This is a genomic window from Sulfitobacter sp. F26169L (assembly GCF_026410285.1).
Taxonomy (GTDB): Bacteria; Pseudomonadota; Alphaproteobacteria; order Rhodobacterales; family Rhodobacteraceae; genus Sulfitobacter.
On the sequence record NZ_JAPMLP010000001.1, the window covers coordinates 507172 to 526258 of the forward strand.

Sequence of the window (19087 nt, forward strand, 5' to 3'; positions counted from 1 at the left end):
CGCCAAAAATGCCCGTTTACGACATTATGCGCTCCGACTGCGCGCGGCAAACCGCGGCAGCATCGCCGAGAAATCGCGGCCTTTGCCGTCTTCCTCCTCGACGAACTGCGCATAGAGGGCGCGGGCCAGCGCGCCCATAGGCGTATCCGCGTCCACCGCTTCGGCGGCTTGCTGGCTCAGCCCGAGGTCTTTCAGCATCAGTTCAGCTGCAAAGCCCGGCGTGTAATCATTGTCCGCCGGTGATTGTGGTCCGACGCCCGGCGCGGGGCAATAGGCATTCATCGACCAGCTGTACCCGGAGGAGGTGCTGACAACGTCGAACATCTTCTGGCGGTCCAGTCCCAGCTTGTCTGCCAGGGCGAATGCTTCGCAGGTTGCGATCATCGTCGCGCCCAAGATCATGTTATTGCAGATTTTTGCTGCTTGCCCCGCGCCTGCGTCGCCGCAATGAACCGCCTTCTGCCCCATGATGTCAAACAGCGGGTTGGCGGCGGCAAAGGCATCATCACTGCCACCGGCCATAAACGTCAACGTACCGCCAGAGGCACCGCCGATGCCACCGGATACGGGCGCATCGACAAATCCGATACCGGCATCGGCGGCCTGCGCCCCTACGTGGCGCGCGCTTTCAACGTCAACGGTCGAGCAGTCGATCAGTGTCGCGCCCTTCTTCATCGCAGGCAGCACCTCATCCGCGACGCTGCGCAAAATCGCGCCATTGGGCAGCATGGTGATGACAAAGTCGGCCTCCGCACAGGCGTCTTGTACCGTGCTGGCGGCGGCAACTCCCTGTGCCGTAGTGCCAGCGGTGTCAAATCCGGTCACGCTGTGGCCGGCATTGGCCAGATTATGCGCCATAGGGGCGCCCATATTACCAAGGCCGATAAATCCGATTTTGAAGCTCATGTCCGTCTCCTGTCAGAGGTCTAATTTTCCATCAGCCAAAGGCATCAACATTTTGGCGACTGCCGCTGTGGGCACGTCACCGGTTGTGTATTGCCATTTCGGGCTGCGGTCTTTGTCAATGATTGCGGCGCGGACGCCCTCAAGAAAATCGCCGTGTTCCATCGCGCGCGAGGTAAAGCGGTATTCCAGATCAAGCGCCTTTTCCATGGTCAGGGAAGGGCCGCGCAAGCGATGTATCATCTCGATTGTGCACGCCATGGACAGGGGCGCGTTGCGGTCGATCTGTTTGCGCGCTGCTGCGGCGAACGCGCTGTCGTCCTGCGCCAGAAGCCGCCGGATATCGTCCAGCGATTCACCGGCGAACAACGCATTGATCTGATCCACCTGTTCACGCAGCGTTCCTTGGGGCGGTGTCGCTGTCCGGGTCGCGATACAGTCTGTATCGCCCTTTTCTTCCATTTCGGATATCAGGTTTGTCCACATTGACTGCGGGATGTAACTGTCTGCAAAACCGGCAAGAATAGCATCATCTGCATTCATGCGTGCACCGGTTATCCCCAGATATTCCCCCAGCCTGTCAGGGGCCAGCGCCAACAGCAGCGAACCGCCTACATCCGGCACCAGACCGATGCCACATTCAGGCATCGCGATCTGGGTGCTTTCACCTACAATGCGGTGCGATCCGTGGCATCCGATGCCAACACCGCCCCCCATTGTAAATCCTTGCATGAAAGACACCACCGGCTTGGGGTAGTGGAAAATCTTGTTGTTCATGCGGTATTCGTCGGCCCAAAATTTGTGACCGTAGGCATAATCGCCCTTGATGCCTGTGGCATAAAGTTCGGCTATGTCACCACCGGCGCAAAACGCACGATCCCCTTCGGCATCCAACACAATCACGGCAACCGCATCGTCATCGCGCCAGCTGTCCAACGCGGCCTCGATCGCAAGGCACATGTCATATGTCAGAGAATTCAACGCCTTGGGTCGTGTCAGTGTGATGCGCCCGGCGCGGCCCGTGACGCGAATATCAATATCGCCCATTGCTCTGGTCCCTTAACGGTTTTTCAGCATGTCACGCGCAACGATGACGCGCATGATCTCGTTTGTCCCCTCAAGGATCTGGTGTACCCGCAGATCGCGGACCAGCTTTTCGATGCCGTAATCCGCAAGGTAACCATAGCCGCCGTGCAGTTGCAGGCACTGGTCAACCACACGGCTGCCGGTTTCGGTAACAAACTTTTTGGCCATGGCGCAAAACTTGGTTGCATCGGGCGCACCCTCGTCCAGCTTCCATGCGGCCTGACGCAGCAGAACACGCGCAGCGGCAAGTTCGATCTCCATATCGGCCAGACGGAATTGCAGGCCCTGAAACTGGTCAATGGGTTTGCCGAACGCCTTGCGCTCGCCCATATACTCCAGCGTTTTGGTCAGCGCCATCTGTGCTGCACCCAGCGAACAGGCGGCGATGTTCAAACGCCCGCCGTCGAGGCCTTTCATCGCATATTTGAAACCATTGCCCTCTTCACCAACCAGATTTCCGGCAGGAATGTTGCAATTGTCAAACTGGACCTCCGCCGTTGGCTGGCTGCGCCAGCCCATTTTATCTTCATGACCGCCAAAGCTGAGCCCTTTGGTCCCGTCTTCGACGTAAACTGTCGACACACCCGATGCGCCGCCATCAGCGGTGCGGACCATGCAGACATATGCATCTGAATACCCACCCCCCGAGATGAACGCCTTGGTGCCGTTCAGGGTGTATCCTTCGTTGGTGCGCTCTGCGCGTGTGGCCAGTGCGGCGGCATCCGACCCCGATCCCGGTTCGGTCAGACAATAGCTGAGCACGGTGTTCATCGCCAGAACGTCAGGCATGATCCGCGCCTTCAATTCATCGGATGCAAAGCTGTCGAGCATTTTGGCGCACATATTGTGGATCGACAGAAATGCCGCCACGGAGGGGCAGGCCATCGACAGCGCTTCGAACACCAGTGTCGCATCAAGACGCGACAGCCCCGAGCCGCCAGCGTCTTCGGAGACGTAAAGACCACCGAAGCCTAGTTCGGCAATCTGCGGCCATAATTCTTTTGGAATTGTTTCGGCTTTTTCCCACGCCTGGGCGTGAGGGGCGATATGCTCTTGCCCGAAAGCATAGGCCATATCGAAAATGGCTGTTTGTTCTTCGCTTAATGCAAAATCCATGACGTTCTCCGGCGGATGAATATACCCGCACACTAGCTTGGAATTGTTGCGGGATTTTTGCAAGGGCGCGCAGAAAAACGCGCCCTTGGATCTGTTTGCAGGGAAAGCGGGAGCTTACTCCATCACGGGGATAGAGAATTCGCCACCTTCCTTGATGCCCGAGGGCCAGCGCGCGGTCACGGTTTTGGTGCGTGTGTAAAACTTGAACGCATCCGGTCCATGCTGGTTCAGATCGCCAAAGGCGGATTTCTTCCAGCCGCCAAAGGTGTGATACGCCAGCGGCACCGGAATTGGCACGTTCACGCCGATCATACCAACATTTACGCGGTTGGCGAAATCACGCGCCGCATCGCCGTCACGGGTAAAGATCGCGGTGCCGTTGCCGTATTCGTGATCCATCGCCAGACCCAGCGCTTCTTCATAGGTCTGTGCACGCACACAGGTCAGCACGGGGCCGAAGATTTCCTGAGTGTAGATGTCCATATCCTTGGTTGCATGGTCAAACAGGTGAGGGCCGACAAAGAAACCGTCCTCATATCCCTGCAATTTGAAATCGCGCCCGTCGACAACCAGTTTCGCACCCTGATCGATCCCTGTCTGGACCAGACGTTCGATGTTGGCTTTTGCAGCGGCTGTGACCACGGGGCCGTAATCGACATCCGCACCGGCGGTATAGGGGCCGACTTTCAGCTTTTCGATCCGCGGGACCAGTTCCTCGATCAGACGGTCGGCCGTATCGTCGCCCACAGGGACGGCAACCGAAATCGCCATGCAGCGTTCACCCGCCGCGCCGTAGCCAGCACCCACCAACGCATCGGCAGCCTGTGCCATATCGGCATCGGGCATAATGATCATGTGGTTTTTCGCGCCGCCGAAACACTGGACGCGTTTGCCCTGCGCACAGCCGGTTGCATAGATATATTCGGCGATCGGCGTGGAGCCGACAAAGCCCACCGACTGGACCACATCGTTGTAGAGGATCGCGTCAACCGCTTCCTTGTCGCCGTTCACGATTTGCAGGATGCCCTTTGGCAGGCCCGCTTCCTCGGCCAGTTCCGCCAGCATCAGCGGCACGGAGGGGTCACGCTCGGACGGTTTCATGATGAAGGCGTTGCCGCAGGCGATGGCGGGGGCGAACATCCACATCGGGATCATAGCGGGGAAGTTGAATGGGGTGATACCCGCAGTCACACCAAGCGGCTGGCGCATGGAGTACATATCGATGCCCGGACCGGCGGAATCGGTGAATTCACCTTTCAGCAACTGGGGCGCGCCGATGCAGTATTCTACAACTTCAAGGCCGCGCTGCACATCGCCTGCGGCGTCGGGCAAGGTTTTGCCGTGCTCGCGGCTCAGCGCTTCGGCCAGCTTGTCCATATCGCGGTTCAGCAGATCGACCAGCTTCATCAGCACACGTGCGCGGCGCTGCGGGTTGGTTGCGGCCCACTTCGGCTGCGCGGCGGCTGCATAGGCAACGGCCTGATCAAGCTCTTCCTTGCTGGCGAGTGGGCATTTTGCCTGCACTTCGCCAGTGGCGGGGTTCATCACGTCTGCAAAACGGCCTGACGTGCCTTTTACATGTTCACCGTTGATATAGTGGGTAAGCTCTTGCATGAAATTCTCCTTTGCGGTTGTTGGCACTCTAGTCTTGCAAAAAGGCTTGGGGAAGGGGCAAGTTTCCAAAACTGTCTTGCAATTTTGTCGGTATGCGCGGGATTGGGTGAAAATGGAAAATGAAGAGGAGGACGGTTTTGCAAAACTGGGATGATCTGCGGCTGTTTCTGGCTGTTGCACGCGAGCAGAGCCTATCGGGGGCGGGAAAAGTGTTGCGCCTTGACCCTGCGACGCTCGGGCGGCGGATGGCGCGGTTGGAAAAGGCGATGCAGGTTGCGCTGTTTGTAAAATCTCCGCAGGGATATTCGCTGACGCTGGCAGGTGCGCAATTGCTGGAGCGGGCCGGTGCTGTCGAGCAGGCGATGCGCGGTGCGGCGATCGGGGATGCCGCGCAAAGCGAAACATTGAGCGGGCAAATTCGCCTAGGTGCGCCGGATGGATGTGCGAATTTCTTGCTGCCGCAGGTTTGTGAGGCAATCGGGCGGGATAACCCCGCGCTGGACATCCAGATCGTTGCATTGCCGCGTGTTTTCAACCTGACGCGGCGCGAGGCGGATATGGCGATCGGCGTCAGCGCGCCGACGGCGGGGCGGCTGGTGGTGCGGCAAGTGACGGAATACCGCCTACATCTGGCAGCATCGCAGGAATATCTGGCGTTGCATGGTCCGGTGGATGATCCGGCCGAATTAAAGCAGCACCGGATGGTCGGGTATATCCCCGATATGATTTTTGACCGCGAACTGGATTACCTTGCTGATCTGGGGGCGGGGCGGGTTGCGATGGCGTCAAACTCTGTTTCGGTGCAGTTGAACATGCTGCGGCAGGGCGCCGGTGTCGGTGTCGTGCATGATTTCAGCCTGCCCTTTGCGGCGGGGGTGCAGCGTATTCTAACCACCCAGATCAGTCTAACGCGGGCATTTTACCTTATCCGCCATGTAGATGATGCCAGAAATTTACGATTGGCGCGTTTTGCCAATCTGATGGCTGCGGGGCTGCGCGCAGAGGTTGCGCGGCTGGAGGCGATGACGGAGGCCTGCAAGACTATTGACTCAGGCACCCTGAGCGCGCGACCATAAAACACCTACTACACCCGAGCATGGGAGGATGATTAATGCTGGTGTCGCAAATCCTTAAGTCCAAAGCGGATGATCGTGTCGTGACTGCACTGCCCTCCATTACAGTTGCGCAGGCAGCGCAGATGTTGTCGGAACGCCGCATCGGTACGTTGATAATATCACGCGATGACCGTGTGCCGGACGGGATCGTTTCGGAGCGGGACGTTGTGCGCCAGCTGGGCAGTGCCGGTGCGGCCTGCCTTGACCAGCCGGTCAGCAGCATCATGACCTCCAAACTGGTGACATGCACACGTGACATGCGCGCCGACGCTGTGCTGGAACAAATGACTGAAGGCCGTTTCCGTCATATGCCGGTTCTGGAAGATGACGCCTTGATCGGGCTGATTTCACTGGGTGATGTGGTAAAGGCGCGCCTGATGGAACTGGCTATGGAAAAGGACGCGCTGGAAGGAATGATCAGGGGTCATTGATCCAATCGCTTGCATCCGGCCGCTTGGCGTGGTTGCTTGTTTCCCGTTAACATCCAAACCAAGGAGCGCCCCATATGCGCGTTGGCCTATATCCCGGCACTTTCGATCCCATCACCTTGGGGCATCTTGATATTATCCGGCGTGCGGCATCGCTGGTGGACAAGCTTGTTATTGGGGTTGCCATCAACCGCGACAAGGGGCCGCTGTTCTCGCTGGAAGAGCGGGTTGCCCTAATCGAGGAGGAGTGCGCATCGCTTTCGCGTGAGACAGGCGTTCAGATTGTGGTGCATCCGTTTGAAAACCTGCTGATTGATTGCGCGCGCGATGTCGGGGCGGGAATCATTGTGCGGGGCCTGCGGGCCGTTGCAGATTTTGAATATGAATACCAGATGGTGGGCATGAACCGCCAGCTCGACAGTGAGGTGGAGACGGTGTTCATGATGGCTGACGCGCAGCATCAGGCGATTGCCAGCAAGCTTGTAAAAGAGATCGCGCGGCTGCACGGCGATGTCAGTAAGTTTGTCACGCCACGGGTTAATTCCGAGCTTATCGCGCGGTTCAAATAGCGGTGTCAGGCGCGCGCCGGTGCAGTGGCTTATCCGGCGTCCGGTCTGATCTTCTCAATTCGTTCAGTACAATGACAAAACGCGCACTCTTGCGGCTGTCTACAGATCACGTGCGGTTGTAGGTGCATCTTGGCAGGTTTGCGCGGGATCGACGCATGACGCGCCTGGTTTTTACGGCGGTTACGCCTGATGCGCACGGCGCGGGCAGGCCCGATCCGGCGAATCCTGGGTTGTCATGTCGGCGTGCATTCGGACATTCGGATTTGCGCAGCGCGCACGCTTTACCGCCAGAAGGCCAACCATTCGATCAGGTCAGTCATTTTCTTGGCCAGAAATAACATATGTTCGGTGCCGTAATAGACGTAATCTATCACGATGGCGCCAACGATCAGAAACCCGAGTACCAGAGCGATCCGGTTTGTCATATTGCGCCTCTTGTAATTGCCTGCCCCTTCTAGGGCAGGCAACAGTTTGCGACAAGGTTTAGCCGAGCTTTCCCATTGCAGCAGCCACATCGGCCATGCGCACGGAGAACGCCCATTCATTATCATACCACGCCAGCACGCGCACCGTGCGACCACCCACAACGATGGTCTGGTCGGGCGCAAAGATGCAGCTTTCATCGGTATGATTGAAATCAATCGAGACTTTCTTTTCAGGATCATACGCCAACACGCGCTTCATATGACCTTCGGCGGCGGTTTTGGCGGCCTGATTGATCTCTTCCACAGTGACATCGCGCGAAGCAGTGAAGGTCAGGTCAACCGCGCTGACGTTCGGAGTAGGGACGCGCATCGCAGTGCCGTCCAGTTTGCCCTTAAGCTCTGGCAGAACTTCGCCCAGTGCTTTTGCAGCGCCTGTCGATGTCGGGATGATCGCCATTGCAGCAGCGCGCGCGCGGTACAAATCCTTGTGGCGGCGGTCCAGCGTGGGCTGGTCGCCGGTATAGCTGTGGATCGTGGTCATAATGCCGCTTTCGATGCCCACGGCGTCATTCATTACCTTCGCTAGTGGTGCAAGACAGTTTGTGGTGCAAGAGCCGTTGGACACCATGTGGTCGCTGGCAAGCAGCTGGTCGTCATTCACGCCAAAGACGATCGTGCGGTCCACGTTTTTGCCCGGTGCCGACAGCAGCACTTTCTTTGCGCCGCGTTCGATGTGGGTGCGCGCCTTGTCGCCATCGTTGAACTTGCCCGTACATTCCAGCACAACATCACATCCGGACCAGTCAAGCTCTTCCAGGTTGTAGGTCGACATGACTTCGATATCGTTCTGGCCCAGATTAAGAGTCCCCTCACCAATCGTCACCGGATTCGGGAACCGGCCATGTACGGAATCATATTTCAACATATGCGCGGCTGTTTCGATCGGGCCGGTTGCGTTCAGTTTGATCACTTGGATGTCTTCACGCGCGGTCTGTGCGATGTGTGACAGGGTGCAGCGGCCGATACGGCCAAAACCGTTGATCCCGACTTTGATGGTCATGGTAGGCTCCTTTTGGGGGTCTGATTGTGCTTGCTATAGACCCGCGCGGCCATGTTGGACCAGAGCCAATGCCGCCCGTTGATGGCATGTTAGCGTTAAAGTTGGGGGTTAGCGATAACAGCGCCTGTGCATTGGCAATCACGCAAACCTGTACTAGCTGTAAAGTAACAATTTTTCGGAGTGGATAGATGAGCGGATTGATTGCCCTGTTTGACGATGTTGCGGCCATTGCAAAAGTGGCGGCTGCCTCTGTGGATGATGTCATCGGGCAGGCCACCAAGGCATCGGCCAAAGCGGCGGGTGCAGTGATTGACGATGCGGCGGTCACGCCGAAATATGTCCACGGTTTCGAAGCCAGCCGCGAATTGCCGATCATCTGGCGCATTACCAAAGGCAGTTTGCGCAACAAGCTGTTGTTTTTATTGCCCGCAGGGCTTGCGCTGTCGGCGTTTGCGCCTTGGGCAATTGCGCCTTTGCTGATGCTGGGCGGGGCTTATCTGTGTTTCGAGGGGGCCGAAAAGGTGGCCCATGTTCTAGGCTGGAGCCATGGCCACGAGGATCACCCGAAGAAAGAACAGACCATTGCCGATCCTGCCCGACTGGAGGAGGAGAAGGCCAAAGGTGCGATCAAAACCGATTTCATTCTGTCCGCCGAGATTATGACAATCGCGCTGGCGGCTATTCCCGAAAGCGGCTTCTGGATGGAAGCGGCCACACTGGCCGGGGTGGCGATCATCATTACCGCGGTTGTTTACGGCTCTGTCGCGCTGATTGTTAAAATGGATGATGTGGGGCTGGCGATGGCCAACGGCGGACGCTTTTCGGCGACCCGCGCGATGGGGCGCGGTCTGGTCAAGGCAATGCCCGGATTTTTACGACTGCTGACCATTGTGGGGACCGCGGCGATGCTGTGGGTTGGCGGATCGATCATTATTCACGGCCTTGAGCAGATCGGCGTGCCATGGCCTGCGCATAAAATCCATGACATCGCCAGCGCGGTCGGACATCAGGTATCCGAAAGCTGGACAAGCTTGATAGAGTGGATTGTGACAGCGGGTATTGATGGTGTTCTGGGCCTAATTCTCGGCCTGATGTTGATACCGCTGGGTGAAAAGATTGTGACGCCGATCTGGCGTAAGGTGGCATCGAAAAAAGGCTGATAAGGATCAGCGCAAGTTCGCTATAACTGCGTAGTCAACAGGGATACGGCGGCAGGTGATCCTGCCGCTTATCCTTCTTCATTGTCTGTACGATTGTCGAACTTGTTCGCTGCCATGGAAGCCACAGCAAGGCCGCCCATGCCAAGATGGCCATAAATAGCGTAGTTAAGGATGATTTGACCCCAAGTATCACCTGCGAAAAGCGACAGGATCGCGGCCGCGCCACCGGTCATTACTGCTGTCATCAAATAAGCCAATTCGGTTACTCCGCGTCTTGTTTCAGTACCTTACACCATCTGCTCAAATAGTTAACAAAATGATAATTTATCGTTAAAGTTGTATTTTGTTAACGAATAAACGACTTCGTTTAACTAGCAAGCCTTGCCTGTTTTAGCGGCGTGTTGTGGCGGAACATCGCCGCAAATGTGGCGAAACTGGCACAATTTCGCTAGGGTTTGGGATCAAACTGTTTCTGGTCCGGAAACAACAACGGCGGCACCACTTCCGTGGTACCGCCGCATTTTCGAGAAATAGCCCTGATTTACAGGAGCGCTTTCGCCTTTTGTGCCACATTTTCGGCAGTGATGCCAAATTTTATGAACAGCTCTTCCGCAGGGGCGGAGGCGCCAAAGCTGTCCATGCCGACGAAGTCGGCCTTCCCCCATTTGCCACGCTCGCCCAGTAACCACTGGTCCCAGCCCTGGCGTACACCGGCCTCGACGCCGACACGGACCGCCCCACCGGGCAGGACGCGCTTGCGATAGGCCTCGTCCTGTTGTGCAAACAATTCCATACAGGGCATGGAGACGACGCGGGTGCCGATGCCTTCGGCCTGCAACAGATCGCGCGCGTCCATCGCGACTGAGACTTCGGAGCCGGACGCGATTAGGATCACCTGACGTTTGCCTTCTGCATCGGCCAGCGTGTAGGCGCCCTGCGCGGTGAGGTTCTTGGTCTTGTGCTCGGTGCGCACGGTCGGCAGGCCCTGACGGGTCAGCGACAGAACCGATGGGGTGCTTTCCTGTGTCAGCGCAATTTCCCATGCCTCGGCTGTCTCAATCGTATCGGCAGGGCGGAACACCAGCGTGTTTGGTGTCGCGCGGCTGATTGCCAGATGTTCAACCGGCTGGTGGGTCGGGCCGTCTTCGCCCAGACCGATGCTGTCATGGGTCATCACATAGACAACGGGCACCTGCATCAACGCCGACAGACGCATCGCAGGACGGGCGTAATCAGTGAAACACATGAATGTGCCGGAGTAGGGGCGCACGCCACCATGCAGCGCCATGCCGTTCATCGCGGATGCCATGCCGTGCTCGCGGATACCCCAATAGACATAGCGGCCATCGCGGCTGTCGATGTCGAATACACCCAGATCGGCGGTCTTGGTGTTGTTCGATCCAGTCAGATCAGCAGAGCCGCCAACAGTTTCGGGCATGATCGGGTTAATCACTTCCAGCACTTTTTCGGAGGATGACCGCGTCGCCATCTTTGCCGCCGCTTCGGAGGCCTGCTTTTTGAACGCCTTGATCGTCGCGCTCAGTTTTTTGGGGGCTTCGCCTGCCAATGCGCGGTTGAATGTCTCGCGCTTGGCGCGGGGCATCTTGTCAAAACGCTCTTCCCATTCGCGGCGCGTATCCGCACCGCGTGAACCGATGGTTTCCCAGGCGGATTTGATCTCGGCAGGGATTTCGAACGGTCCGGCGGTCCAGCCCCATGCCTCTTTTGCGGCAACCATCTGCTCGGGGTCCGTCAGCGCGCCGTGGCCTTTTGAGGTGTCCTGCGCAGCGTGGCCCAAGGCGATATGCGTCTTGCAGGCAATCATGCTGGGCGTGTTCGTTTTACGCGCCGCGGTCAGGGCGGCGTCAATCTCGTCGGGGTTGTGACCGTCGATTTCCTGCACATCCCAGCCCGCGGCGATGAATCGCGCAACCTGATCGGAATTATCCGACAGGGTGACTGGGCCGTCGATGGTGATGTTGTTATTGTCCCACATCACAACCAGTTTTGAGAGTTTGTGACGCCCCGCAAGGGTGATTGCCTCTTGGCTGATACCTTCCATCAGGCAGCCGTCACCCGCGATCACATAGGTGTAGTGATCCACAACCTTTTCGCCGTAGGTCGCGCGCTGGATTTCTTCGGCCATGGCAAAGCCGACAGAATTGGCGATGCCCTGACCCAGCGGTCCGGTTGTTGTTTCAATCGCATCGGCAAGGAAGTTCTCAGGGTGGCCCGCCGTGCGCGCGCCCATCTGGCGGAAGTTCCTGATTTCTTCAATCGGGAACTGCGTATCGCCCACAAGGTGCAGCAGCGAATACAGCAACATGGAGCCGTGACCCGCCGACAGGATAAATCGGTCACGATCAGGCCACAGCGGGTTTGCCGCGTCGAATTTCAAGTGGTTCTGAAACAATACCGTGGCGACATCGGCCATGCCGATGGGCATACCGGAATGGCCCGAGTTGGCCTCGGCGACAGCATCAAGCGTCAGCGCACGAATGGCGGTGGCCTTGGACCAGTGATCGGGATTGGCGGATTGAAGAGCTTTGAGATCCACGCGCAGGGACTCCTATGCAAAAGGGTGCGTTTTTCGCTGCATATCAGGGCAGGGCGAAAGATCAAGCGCGGGGGCGGCGGTGCAATGTTCATGCGGGGCATCAAGTTTGCGCGCCAAGTCGCTGATCTGAAAGGGGGGCAGCATTTTATTGCGGCTTTGGGTAGGATTGCAGCAATATTATGCGTAAACCGATTCGCAACAAGTAAAGGTCGGTACGCAGATGAGTAACCAAGAGGGGCATATGAGCGATATTGTAGAATTGCAGCGCCGGATCACGGCGGCGATGGATCAGGTCGCGTTCGGGCTGGATAAACTGGGAGCCGCGTCAAGTGGCCCTGATGAAGAAACCCTGCGCCTGCTGGAAGATGAACGCATCGCAAACGCTCAGTTGCAGGAACGTGTGCGCAGCCTGCGCACCAAGTTCGAAAGCGAGCTTGCCACGCTGCGCGCGCAGGTGGACGAGGGCGAAGCGCGAATGGCCCAGCTGGATGTAGAATTGCAGCGCGTGCGCCGCGCCAATGCCCAGCTCAGCGAAGCCTGCGCCGCCCTGCGTGCCGCCAACAGCGAAGGTGTGGGCGATCCGCATCTGATCAACAAGGCGATGATGGCGGAGCTTGAGGCCCTGCGTGCCGCACGCGCGGCCGACGTTGCCGAAGCCTCGGTCATTCTGGCCAGCTTGCAGCCGCTTGTGGACAGCGCCGCAAGCCACAGCACCCCGCAGGAGGACGCATAATGCCGGAGACGAAGATATCGATCGGCGGACGCCACTTCGATGTGGCCTGTCAGGAGGGCGAGGAAAGCTATCTGCACGCTGCCGCCAAGATGCTGGATGATGAAGCTCAGGTTTTGAACGACGCAGTCGGGCGGATGCCCGAGGCGCGGATGTTGTTGATGGCGGGCCTGATGCTGGCGGACAAAACCGCAAGCGTTGAGGACAAGATGGCAGAGCTGCGCGCGGAGCTGGCCGAGCGGGAGGCCGAGCTGGAAGGCCTGCGCAATGTCGTGATAGAGCCCGAACGGATCGAAGTACCTGTGGTGCCCCAGTCGGTAACCGACACACTTGCCGAGATCGCCGCGCGCGCCGAGGCGCTGGCCGCCGAAGTTGACGATAAGGTAGGCGGCTAGCCCGACCTGCAAATAAAAAGGGAGGACGGAATTCCCCGTCCTCCCGATCTGGTTCCCCTTCCGGCTTCACGAGGCCACAAGTGGCCGGAAGGGGCTTTGCTTTTCCGGTCGCTTAGAAGCCGAGAACCAGTGAGACACCCAATGTGTTGTCTGTAGATTTCTGGCCGGCGACCGGATCGGTGTTATAGTCTGTCCGGTAGCTGACGCGGGTGGACAGGTTGTTGGACAGTTTATAGTTGATGCCCGCGTCGTTGGACACCAGTGTGTTTACGTCAGACCCCAAAATATCGGTGTCCATTGTGAACGACATCACATCGTTGATCGCATAGAAGTAGCGTGACGAAGCGATCAGACCAACTTCGGTTTCCGAATTCCCGTTCACGTCTTTGAAGTAACGTGCGCCGGGGCCTGCCTGTACGCGCCATGTCTGGTTTGGCTTGTTCAGGATGCGGTAACCAGGACCAAAGCCGAGGAATGCGTTTGTTTCTTCTCCGTCGATTGCATTGTTGGCAGAATCGGTCAGGTAGCCGTCATACTGAAAACGACCAACTGCAAAGCCGTAGAATTCAGGTGTAAAATAGCGGCTGGCTTCGTAAGTCGCAAAGAATTTCTCTTCGGATTTGATGCCGTTTGCTTCACCGTATTCAACCGCGAAACCGATCAGGTGGTTCCAGTCGCCGATGCCGTATGTCAGACGGCCCGCGCCGGACACTTCGCCATTGTCTGTATTGCCCGATGTACCGGACGCGGACAGCGCGAACGAGCCTTTCCAGCCTTGTGCAACGCCATTGGGGCCAAAACGGTCGTCGTCGGCGCCACGTGCAATATCTTCGTTCACATCGTCGGTGATGTCGTCGATCTGGTCGTTCAGGGCAGTTACGCCGGTGATGCGGTTTTGCGCCATTGCAGGTGCAGCAACCATAAGTGCCAGTGCGGATACAGTGGCGAATTTCATCAATGTGTTCATGGGTTATCCCCTTCCGAGGAGCTATTCCGTCTATCAACACTGTGCTGAAGATCGGGAGCATCTCTGCTGGGACCATGTGTAATTCAGGGAATGTCATGAGTGAAATTCGAATAAATTATAGATAAAACGAGTATTTTGAATTTGAAATTCCGGTACACCGGACAGGGTGATGTCGTTACATCTCCTCGATCTGATCAATCAGATATTCCATATCGTTTTCAGCGTCTTGCACCACTTTTAGCAATGTTTTGCGTGCTACCTCTGCCAGATCGTCCTCTAGATCATCACGCCACACCACCCATGACGGATAGGCAAACCGTGGCGCGTCTGCCACAAGATGCAAGTTTCCCGCATCCATCCGGCGTTTGACAGAACGCGCTGGCAGGTACGCTTTGGCGCGCCGGTACATGATATAATCAGCCGCCAGCGCGCCAAGCCCAAGTGTCAGGCCCGAATTGGTCAGATGGGGCAGGGACAGCGCGTGCGCGTGGGTAAATTCCGGCCCCCATTCGACAAATACATAATCGTCAGGCTCCGACACACTTGCATCGGGATAAGAGGCGACCATCACCAGTTCGTCCTCAAGCGCCCGCTCGACGATCAGACCGGGGCGCAGTTGCGGTGTATAGACAAGCGCGACCTGCACCACACCTTCTATCAAAAGCCGCATAATCCGGTCGGGCATACCCAATTCTGTCCGCAGGCTCAGTTCGGGCATGGCCATCTGTAATTCGTCCAGCCAGCGAAACCCCAGGCGCGGCCAAAGTGAATACTGCCCGCCGATTGTGAGGGTGCGGGTATACCCTTCGGGAATCGCAATTTGCTGGCGCGCTTCTTCCCATATCTTTAGCAGACTGAGGGCATAGCGCTCGAACTGCTCGCCTGTGGGTGTCAGGACGGCCCCTGCTTTGGATCGGGTGAACAACGGGTGGCCCAGACTGTCCTCTAGGCGCTGAATGCGCAGGCTGACAGCGGATTGCGTTACGTACAGGCGGTCACAGGCCGCCACAAACGATCCGGTATTGGCAACTTCCATAAAGGTCTTGATCAGAGTGATGTCCATGTGGCCTATCCATAAGTAAATCCCGCTTCAACCATCAATACTATTCGTTTTTCTATTCTTTGGATAGCCGCTACATCAGTTTCAGCAAGGCCGGACTGACCGCCGGTTGCGGTTCACTCTAAACGGCGCTGCCGCGTTGAAAGGATAAAAAGATGTTTAATACCCGCAAAATGATGATGATCGTCTCCCTGATGGGCGCGCTGGTTGCCGCCTCTGCCTGCACAACAGAGCAGGTTGTCGACAACACCGTCAGCACCACAGGTTTTGTGGCGAAGACAGCCGTGAAAGGCACCATCGGTGCAGGTAAACTGGCCGTCAAAGGTGTGAAAGCCGCGCGCGGCACCGAGTAATCACCATATTCCCGAACGAAAAAGCGCGCCTCCGAAACGGGGCGCGCTTTTGCATTTTCTGATGGATCCCGCCGCGGGGCAGGTGATTTATGCGTTTGCTTCGCGGATTTTATCTGCGGCGGCCTGATCATAGGCGACACCGTTTTCTTCAAACAATGTGTCCAACTCGCCCGACAGCATCATTTCGGTGACGATATCGCAACCACCGACAAATTCACCTTTCACATACAACTGCGGGATGGTCGGCCAGTCGGAATAATCCTTGATGCCCTGACGGATATCCTCGTCGGCCAGCACATTTACGTCGGCGTAATTAATGTTCATGTAATTCAGCACACCGGCAACACGCGAAGAAAATCCGCACTGCGGCATCTCCTTGGTGCCCTTCATAAACAGAACCACATCGTTGGATGTTACGGTGTCTTTGATCTTGGTATTCGCGTCGCTCATGTGTGTTTCCTTACGGTTTGGCCGAACGGTTCGGCCTTGCAGAATGTTTGGGGGCCAGGGCGGGCTGCTTTTTCGGGGTCGATGCGATGTGTGCTACGGCTGCAAGGCTGATTGCTGCAAGGGCTGTAAAGAGTATCATCATCATTCCGGTACCTTTGTTGTGAGGGCAAGTGCGTGCAGATCGCCGTCGGGGCCATCCATCTTGCCTTTAAGCGCGGCGTAGACCGCGCGCTGTTGTTGCACGCGGTTTTTGCCGCGAAAGCTTTCGTCGACCACCATTGCTGCCATATGCACGCCGTCATTGCCTTCGACGACGATCTGCGCATTTGGAAAGCTGCTGCGCAAGAGGTCTTCGATTTCACTGGCTTGCATGGGCATGGCGGTCTTCCTTTTCGCTGTGTCACTCTAGATGTAGTAGGGGCAGGCCCCGCGTGCAAGGGAGCAGAATGTCACCTTGCACTGTTGCGCAGTTTGTCACACGCTGGGCAGGTATACCCCCATGATATTCCACCGCTCAGGAGGACACAGAAATGCAACCCGTAACAGGCGCACCCGAACAGGCACTTGCCTGGATAGAGGCTGGCAAACGTGTGGCAATCGCCACCGTAATCGAGACATGGGGTTCTGCGCCGCGCCGTGTGGGGGCGCAAATGGTGGTTTCGGACGCAGGCGAGATGGAAGGCTCTGTTTCGGGGGGCTGCGTCGAGGGCGCAGTGGTTGTCGAGGCGCTGGAGGCGCTGGACGATCGCGAATGCAAGCTGCTGGAGTATGGTGTTAGTGACGGTGATGCTTTTGCCGTAGGCCTTGCCTGTGGCGGCAACATCCGCGTGCTGGTGGAACCTGTTGGCGAAGGTGGCATGGGTGAAGAAATGCTGCGTATACTGGTTGACCTGCGCGCCGACCGCACACCGGTCGCCTATGAGGTTACGCTAAACGGGTCGCGGCGCGCTCTTGCCACCAGCGGCTACGAAGAGCGTTTTCGCAAGGACCGTTCCGGTCTGGGTGAAGACGGGCACACATTTATCGCTATTCACAACCCGCCCTTGCGGTTGGCTGTGGTCGGGGCAGTGCATATTGCACAGGCTTTGGTGCCGATGGCGCAGATCGCGGGATTCGATCCGGTTGTAATTGATCCGCGAGAGGCATTTGGATCGCCTGCGCGCTTTCCCGATGCGCGGCTGATAAATGATTGGCCCGATGCCGCGCTGGAGGCAGTCGGCATTGATGCGCGCACGGCAGTTGTGCTGCTGACCCATGATCCCAAGCTTGACGATCCCGCGCTCCATATAGCCCTGCGTTCGGGCGCGTTTTACATCGGCGCGCTGGGGTCAAAGCGCACCCATGCCGCGCGGGTCGAACGCCTGTCGGAAGCGGGGTTCGATCCGCATACCATTGCGCGGATCAATGGCCCCGTGGGACTGGACATCGGCGCATCCGGCCCGGCGGAAATTGCGGTTTCAATCCTTGCGCAGATGATCGCCACGTTGCGCACACCATGAAGTTCGGTTCTGTCCCCACGCATTTCGCGCAGGGCAGCGTGCTGGCCCATTCCGTTGCGCTGGCCAAAGGGCGATTGCGCAAAGGCAAGGTACTGGCGGCAGAGGATCTCGCAGCGCTGAAGGATGCGGGGATTGCCGAGGTTGTCGTCGCCACGCTGGAGCCGAACGATGTGCCGGAAGATGACGCCGCGGATGCGCTGGCCGACGCGCTGCTGGAGGGCAGCACGGGGCTCCGCCGTAGCAAGGCATTTACCGGAAGGGTTAACCTGATTGCAGATGGCGCTGGCGTGGCCATGCTGGATGTGGTCGCGCTGCACGCTGCCAACGCTGCCGATCCGATGATCACAGTTGCCACAGTGCCGCCTCATCACCAGTTGCGCGCCGGTGATATGGTCGCGACGATCAAGATCATATCTTACGCTGTGCCCCGATCCGCCCTTGATCAGGCCGCCGACAAGGCGCGCGGCGCCATCAGCCTTGCCGCCCCTGCGCTGAATGCCGCAACGCTGATCATCACCGAAATTGAGGGCGGCGCGGGTGATAAGGGGCGCAAGGCGATCGAGGATCGCCTGACCGCGCTTGATGTCACGCTAGAGGCTGTCGTGACGGTTGCGCATACCGAAACTGCGTTGCAGGATGCTATTGCCGCTGCGCGTACGCCTTTGGTGCTGATCCTCACCGGGTCGGCAACCTCCGATATCGACGATGTGGCCCCTGCGGCGCTTGTGGCGGTGGGCGGGCGGATCACGCGGTTCGGTATGCCGGTTGATCCGGGCAACCTATTGTTTCTGGGGACATTGGGCGAATCTCATGTCATCGGCTTGCCCGGATGCGCGCGCGCACCTGCGCTGAACGGCGCGGATTGGGTGCTGGCGCGTGTGGTTTGCGGCGTTTCTATATCCTCAAGTGATATTGCTGCGATGGGGGTCGGCGGGTTGCTAAAAGAGATCCCGACACGCCCCCAGCCACGTCGCTCACGGCCCCGTTGAATGTAACATATTCCGACTCACAGAATTATTTGTTTCGCAACCCGGCCTTGGCATGTTTAACTCTGAATCAACCACGCACTATTATTACGATCGGGAGGATACGAATGAGCGAAGTGAAAATGACGGTGAACGGCAAGGCCGCATCGGGCAAGGTAGAGGGGCGCACACTGCTGGTGCAGTTCCTGCGCGAGAATTTGAAACTGACCGGCACCCATGTCGGCTGTGACACCAGCCAGTGTGGTGCCTGTGTTGTGCACGTTAACGGCCAGGCGGTGAAATCCTGCACCATGCTGGCAGTAGAGGCAGACGGCGCAGAGGTTTCCACGATTGAGGGGCAGGCGGCGCCTGATGGCACGCTCAACACAATCCAGCAGGCGTTTCAGGACCATCACGGTCTGCAATGCGGTTTCTGCACACCGGGAATGGTGATGTCGGCGGCAGCGCTGCTGAAAGATAACCCCAAACCCACCGAAGCTGATGTGCGCCACTATCTGGATGGCAATATCTGCCGCTGCACCGGCTACCATAACATCGTCAAAGCGATCATGGCGGCATCGGGTCAGGACGTCAGCACAATCGCTGCGGAATAACCGCCGCCGCGCGCGGGGAGG

At 57.8% G+C, this 19087-nt stretch carries 22 protein-coding genes; 10 read left to right on the top strand and 12 right to left on the bottom strand.

The features are described from left to right. Positions 1–24 precede the first annotated feature (24 nt). The 4 genes from mmsB to OS189_RS02390 form a co-directional block, all read right to left on the bottom strand. Positions 25–906, bottom strand: coding sequence for a 3-hydroxyisobutyrate dehydrogenase (mmsB, locus tag OS189_RS02375; protein WP_267165673.1), 882 nt, complete (start codon positions 904–906; stop codon positions 25–27). A 12-nt stretch (positions 907–918) separates the two neighbouring features. After that, positions 919–1950 (bottom strand): enoyl-CoA hydratase/isomerase family protein, encoded by a 1032-nt coding sequence (locus OS189_RS02380; protein ID WP_267165674.1) that lies wholly within the window; start codon positions 1948–1950, stop codon positions 919–921. A gap of 12 nt (positions 1951–1962) precedes the next feature. After that, entirely contained in the window at positions 1963–3105 is a 1143-nt protein-coding gene (locus OS189_RS02385) for an acyl-CoA dehydrogenase family protein (RefSeq protein WP_267165675.1), read from the bottom strand. 114 nt (positions 3106–3219) lie between these two features. Beyond that, positions 3220–4719, bottom strand: coding sequence for a CoA-acylating methylmalonate-semialdehyde dehydrogenase (locus tag OS189_RS02390; RefSeq protein WP_267165676.1), 1500 nt, complete (start codon positions 4717–4719; stop codon positions 3220–3222). Positions 4720–4838: 119 nt separating this feature from the next. On the opposite strand from OS189_RS02390, the gene OS189_RS02395 reads away from it, so the two are divergent. The 3 genes from OS189_RS02395 (at position 4839) to coaD (ending at position 6831) form a co-directional block, all read left to right on the top strand. Continuing rightward, positions 4839–5795, top strand: coding sequence for a LysR family transcriptional regulator (locus OS189_RS02395; RefSeq protein ID WP_267165677.1), 957 nt, complete (start codon positions 4839–4841; stop codon positions 5793–5795). A gap of 35 nt (positions 5796–5830) precedes the next feature. Further along, complete coding sequence (locus OS189_RS02400) at positions 5831–6265, top strand: CBS domain-containing protein (protein WP_267165678.1); 435 nt, start codon at positions 5831–5833, stop codon at positions 6263–6265. Positions 6266–6339: 74 nt separating this feature from the next. Next, positions 6340–6831: a pantetheine-phosphate adenylyltransferase gene (coaD, locus tag OS189_RS02405; RefSeq protein ID WP_267165679.1), complete on the top strand. Its 492-nt coding sequence runs from the start codon at positions 6340–6342 to the stop codon at positions 6829–6831. Positions 6832–7112: 281 nt separating this feature from the next. Here the strand turns inward: coaD and OS189_RS02410 are convergent, their stop codons facing one another. After that, a complete protein-coding gene (locus OS189_RS02410; RefSeq protein ID WP_267165680.1) occupies positions 7113–7256 on the bottom strand; it encodes a hypothetical protein in 144 nt (47 codons plus the stop codon). Positions 7257–7314: 58 nt separating this feature from the next. Further along, entirely contained in the window at positions 7315–8316 is a 1002-nt protein-coding gene (gap, locus tag OS189_RS02415; RefSeq protein ID WP_267165681.1) for a type I glyceraldehyde-3-phosphate dehydrogenase, read from the bottom strand. A gap of 188 nt (positions 8317–8504) precedes the next feature. Between gap and OS189_RS02420 the strand changes: the two genes are divergently transcribed. Then, on the top strand, positions 8505–9476 hold the full coding sequence (locus OS189_RS02420) for a DUF808 domain-containing protein (RefSeq protein ID WP_267165682.1): 972 nt from the start codon (positions 8505–8507) through the stop codon (positions 9474–9476). Positions 9477–9544: 68 nt separating this feature from the next. On the opposite strand, the gene OS189_RS02425 is transcribed toward OS189_RS02420, so the two are convergent. Beyond that, positions 9545–9721 (bottom strand): hypothetical protein, encoded by a 177-nt coding sequence (locus OS189_RS02425; RefSeq protein WP_267165683.1) that lies wholly within the window; start codon positions 9719–9721, stop codon positions 9545–9547. 296 nt (positions 9722–10017) lie between these two features. Beyond that, positions 10018–12033 carry a transketolase gene (tkt, locus tag OS189_RS02430; RefSeq protein ID WP_267165684.1) on the bottom strand — a complete coding sequence of 672 codons (2016 nt, stop codon included), beginning with the start codon at positions 12031–12033 and terminating at the stop codon, positions 10018–10020. Between the two features lie 241 nt (positions 12034–12274). Between tkt and OS189_RS02435 the strand changes: the two genes are divergently transcribed. Together OS189_RS02435 and OS189_RS02440 are read left to right on the top strand one after the other, a co-directional pair. After that, entirely contained in the window at positions 12275–12766 is a 492-nt protein-coding gene (locus OS189_RS02435) for a hypothetical protein (protein ID WP_267165685.1), read from the top strand. Further along, complete coding sequence (locus OS189_RS02440; RefSeq protein ID WP_267165686.1) at positions 12766–13158, top strand: cell division protein ZapA; 393 nt, start codon at positions 12766–12768, stop codon at positions 13156–13158. Before OS189_RS02435 ends, OS189_RS02440 begins: the two co-directional genes overlap by 1 nt. A 112-nt stretch (positions 13159–13270) precedes the next feature. Here the strand turns inward: OS189_RS02440 and OS189_RS02445 are convergent, their stop codons facing one another. Both OS189_RS02445 and OS189_RS02450 read right to left on the bottom strand, forming a co-directional pair. Then, positions 13271–14125, bottom strand: coding sequence for a DUF481 domain-containing protein (locus OS189_RS02445; RefSeq protein WP_267165687.1), 855 nt, complete (start codon positions 14123–14125; stop codon positions 13271–13273). A gap of 175 nt (positions 14126–14300) precedes the next feature. After that, the gene (locus tag OS189_RS02450) at positions 14301–15188 is read right to left on the bottom strand and encodes a LysR family transcriptional regulator (protein WP_267165688.1); all 888 of its coding nucleotides are present in this window, start codon (positions 15186–15188) and stop codon (positions 14301–14303) included. A gap of 152 nt (positions 15189–15340) precedes the next feature. Here OS189_RS02450 and OS189_RS02455 point away from each other — a divergent pair, with 152 nt between their 5' ends. Further along, positions 15341–15538, top strand: coding sequence for a hypothetical protein (locus OS189_RS02455; RefSeq protein ID WP_267165689.1), 198 nt, complete (start codon positions 15341–15343; stop codon positions 15536–15538). 87 nt (positions 15539–15625) lie between these two features. Here the strand turns inward: OS189_RS02455 and grxD are convergent, their stop codons facing one another. Continuing rightward, positions 15626–15988 carry a Grx4 family monothiol glutaredoxin gene (grxD, locus tag OS189_RS02460; protein ID WP_267165690.1) on the bottom strand — a complete coding sequence of 121 codons (363 nt, stop codon included), beginning with the start codon at positions 15986–15988 and terminating at the stop codon, positions 15626–15628. A 141-nt stretch (positions 15989–16129) separates the two neighbouring features. Beyond that, positions 16130–16366, bottom strand: coding sequence for a BolA family protein (locus OS189_RS02465; RefSeq protein ID WP_267165691.1), 237 nt, complete (start codon positions 16364–16366; stop codon positions 16130–16132). Between the two features lie 152 nt (positions 16367–16518). Here OS189_RS02465 and OS189_RS02470 point away from each other — a divergent pair, with 152 nt between their 5' ends. The 3 genes from OS189_RS02470 (at position 16519) to OS189_RS02480 (ending at position 19066) form a co-directional block, all read left to right on the top strand. Continuing rightward, positions 16519–17487, top strand: a complete 969-nt coding sequence (locus OS189_RS02470) for an XdhC family protein (protein WP_267165692.1) — start codon at positions 16519–16521, stop codon at positions 17485–17487. Beyond that, positions 17484–18476, top strand: coding sequence for a molybdopterin-binding protein (locus tag OS189_RS02475; RefSeq protein ID WP_267165693.1), 993 nt, complete (start codon positions 17484–17486; stop codon positions 18474–18476). The genes OS189_RS02470 and OS189_RS02475 overlap by 4 nt, the downstream gene beginning before the upstream one ends. 104 nt (positions 18477–18580) lie before the next feature. Beyond that, positions 18581–19066, top strand: a complete 486-nt coding sequence (locus OS189_RS02480; RefSeq protein WP_267165694.1) for a (2Fe-2S)-binding protein — start codon at positions 18581–18583, stop codon at positions 19064–19066. The last annotated feature ends 21 nt before the right edge of the window (positions 19067–19087 follow it).